This is a genomic window from Nonomuraea sp. GTA35 (assembly GCF_041950525.1).
GTDB lineage: Bacteria > Actinomycetota > Actinomycetes > Streptosporangiales > Streptosporangiaceae > Nonomuraea.
In genome coordinates this window covers 932,167-946,763 of the sequence record NZ_JBGNUV010000002.1, presented here as the reverse complement: position 1 = coordinate 946,763, position 14,597 = coordinate 932,167, and the positions used below count along the sequence as shown (strand labels likewise).

Below are 14,597 nucleotides of genomic sequence, written 5' to 3'. Positions count from 1 at the left end.
CCGGGGGTTTCGTGCGGATACCAGGGTCCCTTCCGCGGATCATCGGCATCGCGAACATCGCCGTGATCACGGTGGCCGTCGTCGGCCTGAGCCTCCTGCCCGGCGAGCCGCGGCCCCAGGCCAAGCCGAAGGCCGTCGCCGAGGCCGGGCGGAGCCCCGCCCCGGCGGGCTCCCCGGCTCCGTCCGCCAGCCCGGTCGGGCAGCCGCCCGGGGTGGTGGCCACCCCCGAGTTCGCCCGGCAGGTGCGCGCCAACGAGGCGGGGCTGGTGCCGGTCCTGATGTACCACCGCATCCTGGCCAAGCGGCACGCCTCGCTCGACCGCACGCCCGACCAGCTCAGGAAGGAGCTGGAGAAGCTGGCCGAGCGGGGCTACGTGCCGATCACCGCCAGGGAGTTCGCCGCCGGGGACATCCGGGTGCCGGCCGGGAAGCACCCCGTCGTGCTCACGTTCGACGACGGGCACCCCAGCCACTTCGGGCTCGACGCGAACGGCCGCCCGCTGCCCGGCACCGCCGTGGCGGTGATCCAGGAGGTGGCCGGCCGCTATCCCGGCTTCCGGCCCGTCGCCACGTTCTGGGTCAACAGGGAGCCGTTCGGGCTGCGCGACACGGCCTCGCAGCAGGCCGCCGTGCGGTGGCTGGTCGATCACGGCTACGAGGTGGCCAACCACACCTGGGGCCACCCCAACCTGAGGATGCTCAAGCGCAAGAAGGTCGGCGAGCAGATCGTCAGGATCGAACGCCTGCTCAAGAAGCTCGGCGCGCCGCCGTCGCAGACGATGGCCCTGCCGTACGGGTCGATGCCCCGGACCAAGAAGGCCGCGCGTAGCGGATCATGGGACGGCACGAGGTATGATTTCGCGGGCGTGTTCCTCGCCGGAGCCGAGCCGTCGCTTTCGCCCTACGCGAAAAAGTTCGATCGCGGGGCGATCCAGCGGATCCAGAGCAACGGCAAGAAGGGCGAGTGCCGCAAGTGGTGCTCGCAGTACTGGCTGGAATGGCTGGACAAGCACCCTGGCGAGCGCTACGTGAGCGACGGTGACCCGGAGCGGATCTCCATACCGGAGGCACTCCGAGGTAATATCGACGCCAAGCGAAAGCTCCAGGTCATTGCCTACTGACGTCTCCCCGGATTGACCCAGTGGCGAAGGTCTCATATGCTGATCGCTGCGCTGTGGGCTCGCGCGCGCCTCAGACGGAGCGGGCTCGCGCTCGGTCACGTCGATGTCGTAATTCCTCGGCTTGATGCGGAAGAGGGCCTGCCGCGCATCCGCCACATCGACATCCTGTCCGCGTTCGGAGCAATTCCACACATGACGTCCAGCACTGAGGCCACCTCGAGCACCCCGCAGGTAGCGGTCAACGACATCGGGTCCGAGGAAGCCTTCCTCGCGGCGATCGACGAGACCATCAAGTACTTCAACGACGGCGACATCGTCGAGGGCACCGTCGTCAAGGTCGATCGAGACGAGGTTCTTCTCGATATCGGCTACAAGACCGAGGGTGTCATCCCCTCGCGCGAGCTTTCGATCAAGCACGATGTCGATCCCGCTGACGTCGTGGAGGTCGGGGAGCACGTCGAAGCCCTGGTTCTCCAGAAGGAGGACAAGGAAGGGCGCCTGATCCTGTCCAAGAAGCGGGCTCAGTACGAGCGCGCCTGGGGCACGATCGAGAAGATCAAGGACGAGGACGGCATCGTTACCGGCACCGTCATCGAGGTCGTCAAGGGTGGTCTCATCCTCGACATCGGCCTGCGGGGCTTCCTCCCCGCTTCCCTGGTCGAGATGCGCCGTGTCCGCGATCTGCAGCCGTACGTCGGCCGTGAGCTCGAGGCGAAGATCATCGAGCTCGACAAGAACCGCAACAACGTGGTCCTGTCGCGCCGCGCCTGGCTCGAGCAGACGCAGTCCGAGGTTCGCCAGACGTTCCTCAACACCCTCCAGAAGGGCCAGGTCCGCAAGGGCGTCGTCTCCTCGATCGTCAACTTCGGTGCGTTCGTGGACCTCGGCGGCGTCGACGGTCTGGTCCACGTGTCCGAGCTGTCCTGGAAGCACATCGACCACCCGTCCGAGGTGGTCGAGGTCGGCCAGGAGGTCACGGTCGAGGTCCTCGACGTCGACATGGAGCGCGAGCGCGTCTCCCTGTCGCTCAAGGCCACTCAGGAAGACCCGTGGCAGCAGTTCGCCCGCACCCACCAGATCGGCCAGGTCGTGCCGGGCCGCGTCACCAAGCTGGTGCCGTTCGGCGCGTTCGTCCGGGTCGAGGAGGGCATCGAGGGCCTGGTCCACATCTCCGAGCTGGCCGAGCGCCACGTGGAGATCCCGGAGCAGGTCGTCCAGGTCGGCGACGAGATCTTCGTGAAGATCATCGACATCGACCTCGACCGTCGCCGCATCAGCCTCTCGCTGAAGCAGGCCAACGAGGGTGTCGGCACCGAGGTCGAGTTCGACCCGACCCTCTACGGCATGGCGGCCACCTACGACGACCAGGGCAACTACATCTACCCCGAGGGCTTCGACCCCGAGACGGGTGAGTGGCTCGAGGGCTTCGACAAGCAGCGTGAGGAGTGGGAGCGGCAGTACGCCGAGGCCCAGCAGCGCTTCGAGGCCCACCGGAAGCAGATCGAGGAGGCCCGCAAGGCCGAGGCGGAGGCCGGCGAGGCCGCTCCCTCGACCTACCAGGGCGAGACGCCGGCCCAGGCCGGCAGTTCCTCGTCGGCTCCCGCCAGCGGCGCGCTCGCCTCTGACGAGGCGCTCGCGGCTCTGCGCGAGAAGCTCGCGGGCGGCCAGAGCTGAGGTCCTCTCCTTGAGGACTTCGGCCGCCTGAGGCACAGGTAGTCAGGAAGGCCCCGCACGGTTCGCCGTGCGGGGCCTTTCGCATGCCCGGCTGCGTTCCTCTGGACAATGCGGAACGATCCTTGCCGCATTGAGGTCTACGTTCGGGGCATGAACGAGATCAAGCCTTTCCGTGTCGACATCCCGCAGGCCGACCTGGACGACCTGCGCGCACGCCTGCGGCGGACCAGGTGGGCCGAGCAGCTGCCCGGCGGGTGGAGCAGGGGCGTGCCCGTGCGGTACCTGCGCGAGCTGGCCGAGTACTGGGCCGACGGGTTCGACTGGCGGGCCCAGGAGGCCAGGCTCAACACCTTCCCGCAGTTCACCACCGTCATCGACGGGCAGCCGATCCACTTCCTGCACGTGCGTTCGCCCGAGCCGGACGCCCTGCCGCTGATCATGACGCACAGCTGGCCCAGCTCCGTGGCCGAGTACCTGGAGGTGATCGGCCCCCTCACCGACCCGCGCGGGCACGGGCTCGAGTCGGCTCCCGCCTTCCACGTCGTGGCCCCGTCACTGCCCGGGTTCGCGTTCTCGCCGTTCCCCGAGCCCGCCGACGAGCGGCCGTGGAGCGTCGAGCGGGTGGCGCGGACGTGGGCGCAGCTCATGCGCGGGCTCGGGTACGAGCGGTACGGCGCGCACGGCAACGACGCAGGGGCGCTCGTCACGCCGCAACTGGCCGCGCTGGACAGCGAGCACGTGGTGGGCTCGCTCATCACCGCCGGGCTCGGCATCCCCACGGGCGAGCCGGGCGAGCTCGACGGGCTCGGCGAGAAGGAGCTGGCCGAGCTGGAAGAGATGGCCGCCTGGATGACCGGGGGCAGCGGGTACGGGCCGTACCTGGCGGCCAGGCCGCAGACGCTCGCGTACGGGTTCGCCGACTCGCCGGTGGCGCAGCTCGCGTACCTGGTGGAGAGGTTCAAGGAGTTCGACGGGTGGGGGCCGGGGGAGGAGCCCGTCGGGCGGGACCTGGTGCTCACCAACGCCAGCCTGTACTGGTTCACGGCGACGGGCGGCTCCTCCTCCTGGACGTACTACGAGGGTGCCGCCGGACTGCCGATCTCCCAGCGCGCCGTGCCCACCGGGATCACGCACGGCGGGCCCGAGGTGATGCGGCGGGTCGCCGAGCGCGGCAACGACATCGTGTACTGGGGGCAGGCGCAGAGCCCCAGCCACATGGTCGGCATGGCGGCGCCCGACACGCTGGTGGCGGGCATACGGGAGTTTTTCCGGATGATTCGCTGAGGCGGCCGCAGATTTTACCCAAGGGTCTTTGCAAGGCCCTGACCTGCGGGATCATGCGCTGGGAAACTGGGCGGCGGCGCTGGTGGTCGCGACTCTCCCAGGGGTGACGCAGTGGGCATGGTTCAGCGGATGATCCGGGCGGCGGCCGTGCTGGCGACGGCGGTCTCCGCCTCCGTCCCGGCCGCTCCGGCGGCGCGTGCCACCTCCCTCCCGGCCACCTCCCTCCCGGCCGCCTCGGCGCCGGCCACCGCTGCCGCCTCCGGGGTCGCGTCACCCGCCGGGCCGGTGTGGTGGGGGTGCGGGGACGGGCTGGAGTGCGCGAAGCTGTCCGTGCCCGTCGACTGGGCCAGGCCGCGCGGGCCGCGTACGGAGATCGATCTGGCCAGGATGCCCGCCCGCGACCCCCGCGGCAGCCTCGGCCCGATGGTCGTCAGCACCGGCGCCGAGTCCACCATCCAGGGCGTGCGGGCGCGGCCCGACGCCGTGAGCGAGCTGGCGCGCTGGTTCGACGTGGTGTTCGTCGAGTCGCGCGGGATCGGCGACCGGGGGAGCGCCGCCACCGTACGCTGCTCCGTGCCCCAGCCCGACCCCCGCCGGCTCCAGCTCACCCCTGGAGCGGCCGCATGGCGCGCCTACGCCCGCGACAACGCCGCCTACGACCGGAGCTGCCGGATCGCCGCCGGGCCCGCCTACGCGGGCCTCACGTCCTGGCAGGTGGCTCACGACCTCGACGCCGTACGCGCCGCGCTCGGGCAGCCGCGGCTGCGCTACTTCGGCAACGCCTACGGGGCCGTGTACGGGCAGGCGTACCTGGAGTTGTTCCCCCGGCGCGTGGAGCGGATGTACCTGGAGGGAGTGCCCGACCACGGCCAGCCCAGCGTGGGGCGGCGGCTGATCGCGCACGCGCGGGCGGCCGAGCGGCAGCTCGCCGCCTTCCGCGACTGGTGCGCGGGGCGGATGGGCTGCCCTCTCGGGGGAGACGACGCCGTGGAGGTGCTCGACGGCCTGCTCGAACGGGCACCCCTGCCCACCGGCCCCGGCCGTGCGGTGGACGCCGGCCGGCCGTCCGCGGGTTCTGGCCGTGTCCTGGACGCCGGGCAACCGACGGCGGATCCGGGCCGTGCGGTGGACGCCCGCGAGATCGTGGTCGCCGTGCTCGCCGGCCTCGTTCCGCAGCGCTGGCCCGAGCTGGGCCGCGCCCTGTCGGCGGCCGAGGCCGGGGACGCTAGCGCGCTGGCGGCGATGGCGGCCCCCGGGCAGCCCGTGGCGCCGGCGATGGTGACGCGGTCGCTGCACTGCCACGACTTCATGCCCGCCGTGCCCGGCTACCGGCGGTTCCTGGCGATGGAGTCGCGCCTGCGGGCGATCGCGCCGCGGGTCGGCTGGCTGACCGGCAGGTACGAGGTCGGCCGCTGCCTGGGCATCGCCGGCCGCCCGAGCCGGCCGCCCTCCGTGACCGGCGGCGACTCCGTGACCGGCGGCGAGTCCGCGGCGAGGGTAGGGGCGCGCAAGCCCCCGTCCGTGCTGGTCGGGATCGGGCGGCTGGACATCGATAGCCCCGCCTCCGGCGCCGCGCGGGCGGCCGGCCGGATCCCCGGGGCCGCGGTGCTCCGGCACGGTGACGGGCACGGCGCGTACCTGCTGCAGGGCGCCGCCAAGCTGCGCGCCGCCTGCCTGCGCACCCGCGTGCACGACTTCCTCGTCAACGGCACCCCGCCCCGGGCCCGTACGCGCTGCCCGGGAGAGCTGACGGCCGTGAGATAGGCTGCCGCAGGTGGTGATCGAACGAGCGGAGCCCGCGGACGCGGGCGAGATCCTCACCCTGCAGCGCGCGGCGTACCTCAGCGAGGCCCAGCTCTACGGCGACCCGTACATCCCGCCCCTCGTCGAGTCGCTGGAGCAGGTGCGCAAGGTCATCGAGGGCGCGCTCGTGCTCAAGGCGCTCGACGGCACGCGGATCGTCGGCGCCGTGCGCGGCCGGCTCTCCGGCGCCACCTGCCTGGTGGGCCGCCTCGTCGTCGCCCCCGACCGGCAGGGTCAGGGCGTGGGCACGGCCCTGCTGCGCGCCCTGCACGAGGAGCTGCCGGAGGCCGAGGCGTTCGACCTGTTCACGGGCCACCTGTCGGAGGGGAACCTGCGGCTCTACCGCCGTCTGGGCTACCGGGAGACGAGCCGCGAGCGGATGGACGATCATCTGACGGTGGTCTACCTGCGTAGGACGCCAGATCGATCCCCTCCTCCGCGATGATCACGGCGCGGCCCAGGTCGTCGTCCACCCAGTTCCACCCCCACCGCCACTCCGAGCCGGCCGGATGCCCGGCGTTGAGCCGGTCGAGCACGGCCTGCAGCTCGGCCGCGGGCACGACGATCTGGTGCCGGCCCCGCCACGGCACGTGCTCGGGCGCGTCCAGCGGCGGCACCCGCACCCCGTGGCGCCGCAGCGCCGCCAGCACCTCCTGCGGCGAGACCCCGAACAGGTGCAGCGGCGTCGCCCCCCGCTCCACCTCGGTGTCGTGGGCCAGCGCGATCAGCCAGTGCTCCGGCGACGGCACGCGCTCGCCCTCGGCCAGGGCCAGGCCGGTCGCGATGCCGGACAGCTTGTGGAAGGCCGGATTGGCGAAGCCGCCGCCCCGGTGGTGCCCGGGCCGCCCGTGACGGGGCAGGAGCTCCAGGGCGTGCCCGTGGTCGAGCCCGGCCTCGTTCAGCACCCGCGCGGCGAGCGAGTCGCCGCTCAGAAGGGCGAGCACCACGTGCCCCGGCCCCACCCAGTCGTCTCCGGCGGCCGCCGCCTGCTCGTGGGCGGCCCGTACGATCCAGCTCACCATGCTCTCATCATGCTCCGCCGAGGCGCCTTGGATAGGCTTCTGGGGTGCTGAAGATCGGACTGACCGGCGGCATCGGCTCCGGCAAGAGCGAGGTGGCCAGGCGGCTGTCGGCCGCGGGCGCCATGGTGATCGACGCCGACAGGATCGCGCGTGAGGTGGTGGAGCCGGGGACACCCGGCCTGGCGCGGGTGGTGGCCACGTTCGGCGAGGAGGTCCTCCGGCCGGACGGCTCGCTCAACAGGGAGAAGCTGGGCTCGGTGGTGTTCGCCGACTCCGAGAGGCTGGCGGCGCTGAACGCGATCGTGCACCCGCTCGTGGGGGAGCGGGTGGCGGAGCTGCAGCGGGCCGCCGCCGACGACACGATCCTGGTCTACGACGTGCCGCTGCTGGTGGAGAACAACCTGGCCCCCATGTACGACGTCGTCATCGTCGTCGACGCCCCCGACGACCTGCGCATCAGGCGGCTGGCCGAGCACCGCGGCATGCCGGAGGCCGACGCCAAGGCGCGCATCGCCGCCCAGGCGACCCGCGAGGAGCGGCTGGCGGCGGCCGACTTCGTGATCCCGAACGACGGCTCGCTGGAGGAGCTGGACGCGCGGGTGGCGGAGGTCTGGCAGGAGCTGCTCAGGCGTGCCGCCCGCGGCTGAACCGGCGGGTTGACGGCCTGACCGGTATCCATGACGATCGGAAAGATCGCCCGGCAGGATCACCGGAAGGACCGCCGATGCCGCGTCCCTGGCGTGCCGCCCTGGCCGCTCTGACCGCTCTGACCGTCTCCATGACCGTGCTCGTCCCGGCCGGAGAGGCGGGCGCGGCGACGCAGTCGTTCCGCAACCCGGTGAACCCGTCCGCCGACCCCAGCCTGATCCACCACAACGGCGGCTACTACGTGGCCACCACGCGCGGCGACCGGATCGGCATCTGGCGCTCGCCCAGCCTCGCCACCCTGCTGGCCGCCCCCGAGCAGGTGGTCTGGCGCGACAGCGACCCCGGCCGCAACCAGCAGATGTGGGCGCCCGCGTTCCGTCACGTCGGCTCCCGCTGGTACCTCTACTACACGGCCTCCGACGGCGTGGACGCCAACCACCGCATGTACGTCCTGGAGTCGGCGGGCGACGACCCGATGGGCCCGTACACGTTCAAGGCCAAGATCGCCGACTTCGGCGAGTACGCCATCGACGGCGAGCCGATCACCCACAACGGGCAGTCCTACTTCGTCTGGAGCGGCCCGGGCCGCGGCCTGGGCGGCCCCGCCCAGCTCTACATCGCCAGGATGAGCAACCCGTGGACGGTCACCGGCGGCCGGGTCGCGATCCCGGCGGACGGCGGCTGCACCGAGGTGCGCGAGGGCCCGACCCCGCTCTACCGGAACGGCAGGACGTTCCTCACCTACTCCACCTGCGACACCGGCAAGCCGGACTACCAGCTCTGGATGAAGAGCATCGCGAACGGCGCCGACCCGATGGTGGCGGCGAACTGGAGGCAGCACCCGGGCCCGGTGTTCTCCCGCAACGACGCGACCGGCGTGTGGGGCCCCGGGCACCACTCGTTCTTCCGCTCGCCCGACGGCACGGAGGACTGGATCGCCTACCACGGCAAGAACACCAGCGCCTACACCTACGACTTCCGCACCACCCGGGTGCAGAGGTTCACCTGGAACGCCGGCGGCACCCCGGACTTCGGCCGCCCCCTGGCCGCCGGCGCCACCCAGCAACTCCCGTCCGGCGACCCGGGCGCCGCCACCTCGGTGATCAACGACTTCGACCCGCAGGTCACGTACGCTGGCACGTGGCAGTCCGGCTCCGGCTGCGGCAACCAGTGCTTCTGGAGCGACGACCACTGGAGCGGCCAGGCCGGGGCGACCGCGACGGTCACCTTCACCGGCAGCCGCGTGGCCCTGCTCAGCGTGCGCGACCGCGGCAACGGCATCGCCGCCGTCTCCATCGACGGCGGCCCCGAGCAGCGCGTCGACTACTACAGCGGCATCCGGGTGGGCGAGCAGCTCAACTACCTGAGCCCCGTCCTGCCGCGCGGGCAGCACACGCTGCGGGTGCGGGTGACAGGCGAGCGCAACCCCGCCTCGGGCAGCACGGTGATCAGCATGGACCGGATCGAGGTGTTCTAGAAGGGCGAGTCGAGCGGCACCTGCCGCACCCCCGGCAGGTACGGATCCAGCTCGCCCAGCTCGAACCGCGACATGCCCACCACGTGCCAGAACTGCCCGCCGGGCTCGCCCTGCACCTTGTACCGCCCGTCGGGCGCCAGCGCCGCCCACCCCTCGGGCAGCCCGAGCAGGGTCGCCCGCCGTTCGCCGCCCGCCCAGAGGATCACCAGGCCGTCGTCGCCGGCGCTGGCCAGGAGGTCCTCGGCGGGGCTGAAGGCCACCGACCAGATCCTGCGGGCGTGCCCGGCCAGCGTGTGCAGCAGGCGCCCGGTGGCGGCCTCCCACACGCGCACCAGCGTGTCGTCGCCGCCGGTCGCCAGGCGCTCGCCGGAGGCGTCGAAGGCCAGGCTCCACAGCCGCCCCTCGTGCGCGTCGAGCGTGTGCACGAGGCGGCCGTGACGGCGCTCCCACACCAGGGCCCTGCCGTCGTTGCCGGCGCTGGCCAGGAACCGGCCGTCGGGGGAGAACGCGACGGAGTAGACCCGGTCGCTGTGCCCCTCCAGCTTGGCCAGCCGGAGGCCGGAGCTCGCCTCCCACACGCGCACCGCGTGGTCGTCGCAGCCGGTGGCCATGTACGCGCCGTCGGGGCTGAACGCGATCGAGCGCACCCGCCCCCGGTGGCCCAGCAACTCGCCCGCCAGCCGCCCCGTCGGGCGGTACCAGATCCGCACGCTGTCGTCGTCGTTGGCGGTGGCCAGCAGGTTCCCGTCGGGGCTGAACGCCTCGGCCCACACGTGGTCGGTCTCGGCGTTCAGCTCGCGCTCGTAGTCGCCGGTGGCGGCGTTCCAGAAGTGCACGCCGCCGTCGTTGCTGGAGGTGGCCAGCACCGGCCCGGCGGGGGAGAACGAGGCCGAGATCAGCCGGTCGGCCGTGCCGGTGAATTCGCGCAGCCGCCGCCCGGTGCGCGGCTCCCACAGCCGTACGACGCCGTCGTTGCCGCTGGTCGCCAGCATCGTGCCGTCGGCGCTGAAGCGCACGGAGGAGATCCGCCGCCCGTGGCCGCGCAGCACCCGCTGGCACTGGCCGGTCTCCGGGTCCCACAGGCGCACGGTGCCGTCGTTGCTGCTGGTGGCGAGCTGCTGCCCGTCGGGGCTGAACGCGAACGGCCAGACCGAGCTGCGGTGCCCCGTCAGCTCCACCCGCTGGCCCGCGCCGAGCCGCTGCACCCGCACCACGCCGTTGGCGTCGCCGCTGGCCAGGCTCTGCCCGTCGGGGCCGAAGGCGACCTGGTAGACAGCCGCGGCATGCGTGGTGTGCACGCCGCGGGCCTCGCCCGAGGTCTCCCACACGCGTACGCCGCCCGCCGTGTCACCGGTGGCCAGCAGCGAGCCGTCGGGGGAGAACGCCACGCAGTAGACGCTGCCCAGGTGCCCGGCCAGCGCGTGGGCGAGCCGCCAGGTGCGGGTGTCCCACAGCCTGACCGTGCCCGCCTCGTCGCCGGTGGCCAGCAGGCGCCCGTCGGGGCTGTGCACGGCGCGGTAGACGCTGCCGCGGTGTTCCCCGAGCGTCTCCTTCACCTGCCCGGAGCCGAGGTCCCAGACGCGCACCACGCCCGCCGAGTCGCCGGTCACCAGCGCGGAGCCGCCGAACGATGCGGTGTAGACGGGTGCCCGGTGCCCCGCCAGCTCGTGCGCGAGCCGCCCGGTGGCCGTCTCCCACACGCGGACGACGCCGTCGCCGCCGCCCGCCGCCACCAGGTCGCCGGAGGGGCTCAGCCGCAGCGGCCAGACGCCGCCGGGGTGGCACTCCAGCCTGCGCAGCAGCTCGCCGCTCAGCGCGTCCCACAGCAGCACGTCACCGTCGGCGGCGCCCGTGGCCAGCAGGTCGCCGGCGAACTGCACCGCGTACACGCGGCCCCGGTGGCCCTGGAGCGTGCGCACCGGCGCGCCGCCGACGCACATCAGCACGCCGCCGTCCTCGTTGCCGACCGCGAGCGTGACCCCGTCGGGGCTGTAGGCGATCGGCTCGGGCAGGCGGCTGGTCTGGAAGTGGTAGCCGTACGGGACGCCGATGCCGGCCGGCGCGAACTGCACCTCGACCGGCTGCCCCGGCACCACGGCGGCGCCGGGCAGGCGCGGCAGCGTGCCGGTCACGTTGATCAGCGAGGCCCGGTGCCAGCGGGCGCCCTCGACCTCGGCGTCGCTCAGGTCCACCTGCGCCAGCCGCGCCCCCGACAGGTCGGCGCCGCGCAGGTCGGCCCCGGTGAGCTGGGCGCCGTCGAGCCGCGCGCCGATCAGCCTGGCGTCGCGCAGCGTGGCCCTGGACAGGTTCGTACCGGCGAGCGTGGCCTCCGACAGGTCGGCGCCGGTGAGGTCGACCTCGCGCAGGTCCCTGGCCGACAGGTCCTCGCCCTTCAGGTTGGCCCCGCGCAGGTCGGCGTTGGCGGGCGTGCGCAGCCTGGCGGAGATCTTGACCGCGTTCGCCCTGGCCACGTCGTCGGGCGGCGGGTCGTTCACCCACGCCCGCAACGCCCGCACGTCGGCCAGGTCGCACAGGAACTCCACGGTCAGCGCCGACAGCGGCCGGCGCGCCAGCAGCACCGGGTGGTCCAGCGTCGTGGCGATGCGCCGGGCGACCAGCCACTCCATGACCGAGGCGTGGATGAATCCGAACATCCCCTCGTCGGTGCGCACCAGCAGGCTGCCCGAGCCCATGCGGAAGGCGGCGTGCGCGGCGGTGAGCTGGCCGTCGGCCAGGCCGGTCAGCGTCTCGCCGATCTCGGTCAGCTCGTCGAGGGCCAGCAGCGCCTCGCCGGACTCCCACAGCCGCACCGCCAGTGCCGTCACCACCTGCCACAGGTCCTCGACGCTCAAGCTCGCGGGGGAGCCGGGGACCCGGGCCCGCCGCTCCTCGAAGACCAGCCACGAGGTGAGGATCTCCTCGTACAGCAGGGCGGGGCTGATGGTGTGGCGGGCCTCGGCGACCGTACGCAGGCGGTCGGCGTCGAGGTCGGCGATGAAGCTGAGCATGCGCGGGTTCTGGGCCAGCGCCAGGAGGTCCTCGATCTCCCCCATCAGCGACATGCGGGCGCCGGCCTCCTCGCCGCCGCCGAACCGGTTGGCCAGATAGGAGCGGATCTGGTCGGGCGTGAAGTCCTCGACGCCGAGCACCCGCCGCTGCGGCAGCACCCCGACCATCTCGCCGAGCGAGGTGAGCACCTGGCTGTGCGACTTGAAGTGCTGGGTGCGGCTGGCCACCACGATCTTCGCCTTGTCCTCGGCCGCCGCCAGCAGCGTGGCCAGGTGGTCGGCCGCCCGGTCGTAGGTCAGCCGGGTCACCAGCTCGTCGAACCCGTCGAACAGCAGCACGATCCGCCCCTGCCGCAGCAGGTAGCGGAACGCCTTGAGGTCGATGACCTCCTCGCCGTGGCCCGCCAGGTGCGCCGCCACCAGCGCGTCCACGGAGTGCGCCTTGTCCAGGGCGCGCAGCTCGATGAGGATCGGCGTCAGGTGCGGCAGCTCGGCGGGGATGCGCCGGGCCAGCTCGCGCAGCGCGAACGTCTTGCCGTGGCCGAAGTCGCCCAGCAGCAGCAGGAACCGGCCGTGGTCGGCGGCCAGCAGCCGCATCAGCTCGTCGGTCAGGCCGTGCCGGATCTGGCTGCCGGGGCGGTCGAGCTCGCGGTAGCGCTGCGGGACGTACAGGGCGGGCGGGTAGCGCCGGTCGGAGGTCAGCCTGGCGGTCTGCTCGGCGACGTAGCCGCTCAGGTCGAGCAGCCCCTGGAACTCGGTGAAGCTGCGCAGCCGCACGCCCATCCGCATCAGGTCCTCGCGCAGCGCGCGCGGCGCCGGCGGCCCCTGGTAGACCAGCTCGGCGGCCAGCCCGCCGGCGTGCGCCAGCCGGACGAACCCGGCCACCGCCTCCTCGTCCAGCGCGCCCACGTGTGCGCCGATCATGGTCTGGCGGACGAAGCCGTCCTCGGCCTGGGTGACCACCAGATGCGTGGCGAACCTGCGGATCTTCGCGCGCTCGTGCCTGGCCTCGCAGACCTCGGTGACCCGGTCGAGCAGCAGCTCCACGGGGCTCGGCACGCGCTCCTCCGGCTTGCCGGCGGGCGGCTGCTCGGGCGGGCTCTCGCCGGTGAACGTCGCCTGCGCGGCCCGCCAGCGGACGCGTACCGGCTCGGGACGCTCCTTGTCGGGCACCCACGTGCGCAGCCCGTCGGGGCCGATCTCCACGAGGTGGTGCCGTCCCGAGCGCGGCGCGGCGACGCGCCCCTCGGCCGGCTGCCCGGTGCCGCCGTGGAAGAGCAGGTTGAGCCGGCGGCCCAGCAGCCGCTCGAACGCCGGCGCGTCCGTCAGCTCCGCCGGCGAGTGCCCCATCGCGCCCAGGCGCAGCCACCCGCGCTCCTCGTACGGCCGCAGCCGCTCCGCGAACCAGGCCGCCTGCGCCTCCCCGAGCATCGCGTACGCGTCGCGCTCCAGATGGCTCATCGCCATCGTCGAGTTCAGCCCCGCCACGACCACCCGAAGATCAGGCACCTCGAACAGGGTCCACGGCTGCCCGCCGTCGAACACGCGGTCGTCCAGCCCCTGGTACAGCTCGGCGAACAGGGTGGCGAAGTGGCGCCACTTGGGCCAGTAGGGCGGCTGCGGGCTCACGTCGTCGGCCTCGCAGGTCATGAAGTACGCGCTGGCGGCGGCCTTGGTGACGTCGCGCGGCCCGGGCAGCAGCACCAGCCGGTGCGGCTCCAGGCCGAGCAGCAGCCGCAGGTCGGTCACGAACCGGGTCGCCTGCGCGTACTGCCCCAGGCTGCCGGACTCGGTCAGGTCGCCGCTGACGACCATGAGGTCGGGGCGGGGCATGCCCCGGTCGTACAGGGCGGTCAGGTCGGCCCAGATGCGCGCCTGCATGTCCTCGGGCGTGAACGGTTCGCCGGGGTCGGGCAGCGCCCGCCCGAAGCGGGGGCCGCCGATGTGCAGCACGCTGATCGAGTCGCGGCCCCGGCTCTCGCCGGCCGCCGGGGGGAACGTGGGCGGCGTGACCGGGGTGCGCCGGGCCCTGGCCCGCTCGGCGGGCGGCGGCAGGCTGGGAAGCGGCGGGGGCGTGGGCACGACGGAGCCGTCGGGGAAGGCGGGCGCGGCCTCGGGCTTGGCCCGGCCCGCCAGCGCCTCCCTGACCCGGCCGAGCAGCAGCGCCCTGGCCTGGCCCGCATCGGTGACGCCCAGCAGGTCGACCCAGGTGATCGTGGACAGCAGCCCCTCCAGGGGGACGTCCTCCAGCCTGATCGTGACGAGCTTGTTGGAGGGGTTGTCGGGGTCGGCGCGCAGTGCCGCCTGCCACTCCATCCGGCCGTAGCGGGAGCCCAGGTAGTTGCGCGAGAGCACGGCCACGACGAGTTTCGCCTCGCTGACCCCGCGGTCCATGAAGTCGATGAAGTTGGTGCCGGGCACGAAGTCCCATGCCTGGATCATGGTGCGGTAGCCCGCGGCCTCGAGCTCCCAGGCGATCCAGGTCGCCCATGCCGTGTCGGCGGGGGAGTAGCTCACGAAGATGTCGGTCGGCCTGCCGTCGCGTGCCATTCGTTCAGTA

8 protein-coding genes and 1 pseudogene are annotated in these 14,597 nt (G+C 73.0%); 7 read left to right on the top strand and 2 right to left on the bottom strand.

Annotation, left to right across the window (positions count from 1 at the left end; genetic code table 11):
* Positions 1-11 precede the first annotated feature (11 nt).
* The 5 genes from ACBJ32_RS11000 to ACBJ32_RS10980 all read left to right on the top strand — a co-directional run bounded on the left by ACBJ32_RS11000 (position 12) and on the right by ACBJ32_RS10980 (position 6,327).
* On the top strand, positions 12-1,121 hold the full coding sequence (locus ACBJ32_RS11000; RefSeq protein ID WP_375126623.1) for a polysaccharide deacetylase family protein: 1,110 nt from the start codon (positions 12-14) through the stop codon (positions 1,119-1,121).
* Between the two features lie 192 nt (positions 1,122-1,313).
* Positions 1,314-2,795 (top strand): 30S ribosomal protein S1, encoded by a 1,482-nt coding sequence (gene rpsA, locus ACBJ32_RS10995; RefSeq protein ID WP_253746805.1) that lies wholly within the window; start codon positions 1,314-1,316, stop codon positions 2,793-2,795.
* A gap of 150 nt (positions 2,796-2,945) precedes the next feature.
* Positions 2,946-4,079: an epoxide hydrolase family protein gene (locus ACBJ32_RS10990; RefSeq protein WP_375126622.1), complete on the top strand. Its 1,134-nt coding sequence runs from the start codon at positions 2,946-2,948 to the stop codon at positions 4,077-4,079.
* A gap of 129 nt (positions 4,080-4,208) precedes the next feature.
* On the top strand, positions 4,209-5,843 hold the full coding sequence (locus ACBJ32_RS10985; protein ID WP_375126621.1) for an alpha/beta hydrolase: 1,635 nt from the start codon (positions 4,209-4,211) through the stop codon (positions 5,841-5,843).
* Between the two features lie 13 nt (positions 5,844-5,856).
* Positions 5,857-6,327, top strand: coding sequence for a GNAT family N-acetyltransferase (locus ACBJ32_RS10980; protein ID WP_357867053.1), 471 nt, complete (start codon positions 5,857-5,859; stop codon positions 6,325-6,327).
* Positions 6,328-6,772: 445 nt separating this feature from the next.
* On the opposite strand, the pseudogene ACBJ32_RS10975 reads toward ACBJ32_RS10980, so the two are convergent.
* Positions 6,773-6,904: pseudogene (locus tag ACBJ32_RS10975) on the bottom strand (Clp protease N-terminal domain-containing protein); the annotation flags it as partial.
* A gap of 44 nt (positions 6,905-6,948) precedes the next feature.
* Here ACBJ32_RS10975 and coaE point away from each other — a divergent pair.
* Together coaE and ACBJ32_RS10965 are read left to right on the top strand one after the other, a co-directional pair.
* Positions 6,949-7,551: a dephospho-CoA kinase gene (gene coaE / locus ACBJ32_RS10970; protein WP_375126620.1), complete on the top strand. Its 603-nt coding sequence runs from the start codon at positions 6,949-6,951 to the stop codon at positions 7,549-7,551.
* A gap of 77 nt (positions 7,552-7,628) precedes the next feature.
* Positions 7,629-9,029, top strand: coding sequence for a glycoside hydrolase family 43 protein (locus ACBJ32_RS10965; RefSeq protein WP_375126619.1), 1,401 nt, complete (start codon positions 7,629-7,631; stop codon positions 9,027-9,029).
* Here ACBJ32_RS10965 and ACBJ32_RS10960 read toward each other — a convergent pair.
* Positions 9,026-14,587 carry a TIR domain-containing protein gene (locus ACBJ32_RS10960; protein WP_375126618.1) on the bottom strand — a complete coding sequence of 1,854 codons (5,562 nt, stop codon included), beginning with the start codon at positions 14,585-14,587 and terminating at the stop codon, positions 9,026-9,028. The genes ACBJ32_RS10965 and ACBJ32_RS10960 overlap by 4 nt on opposite strands.
* Positions 14,588-14,597 lie beyond the last annotated feature (10 nt).

Excerpts from the sequence above, each read along its gene's own strand:
- ACBJ32_RS10990 (WP_375126622.1), top strand. The coding sequence starts at position 2,946 with ATGAACGAGATCAAGCCTTTCCGTGTCGACATCCCGCAGGCCGACCTG.
- ACBJ32_RS10985 (WP_375126621.1), top strand. The coding sequence starts at position 4,209 with ATGATCCGGGCGGCGGCCGTGCTGGCGACGGCGGTCTCCGCCTCCGTC.
- rpsA (WP_253746805.1), top strand. The coding sequence starts at position 1,314 with ATGACGTCCAGCACTGAGGCCACCTCGAGCACCCCGCAGGTAGCGGTC.
- ACBJ32_RS10960 (WP_375126618.1), bottom strand. The coding sequence starts at position 14,587 with ATGGCACGCGACGGCAGGCCGACCGACATCTTCGTGAGCTACTCCCCC.
- ACBJ32_RS10965 (WP_375126619.1), top strand. The coding sequence starts at position 7,629 with ATGCCGCGTCCCTGGCGTGCCGCCCTGGCCGCTCTGACCGCTCTGACC.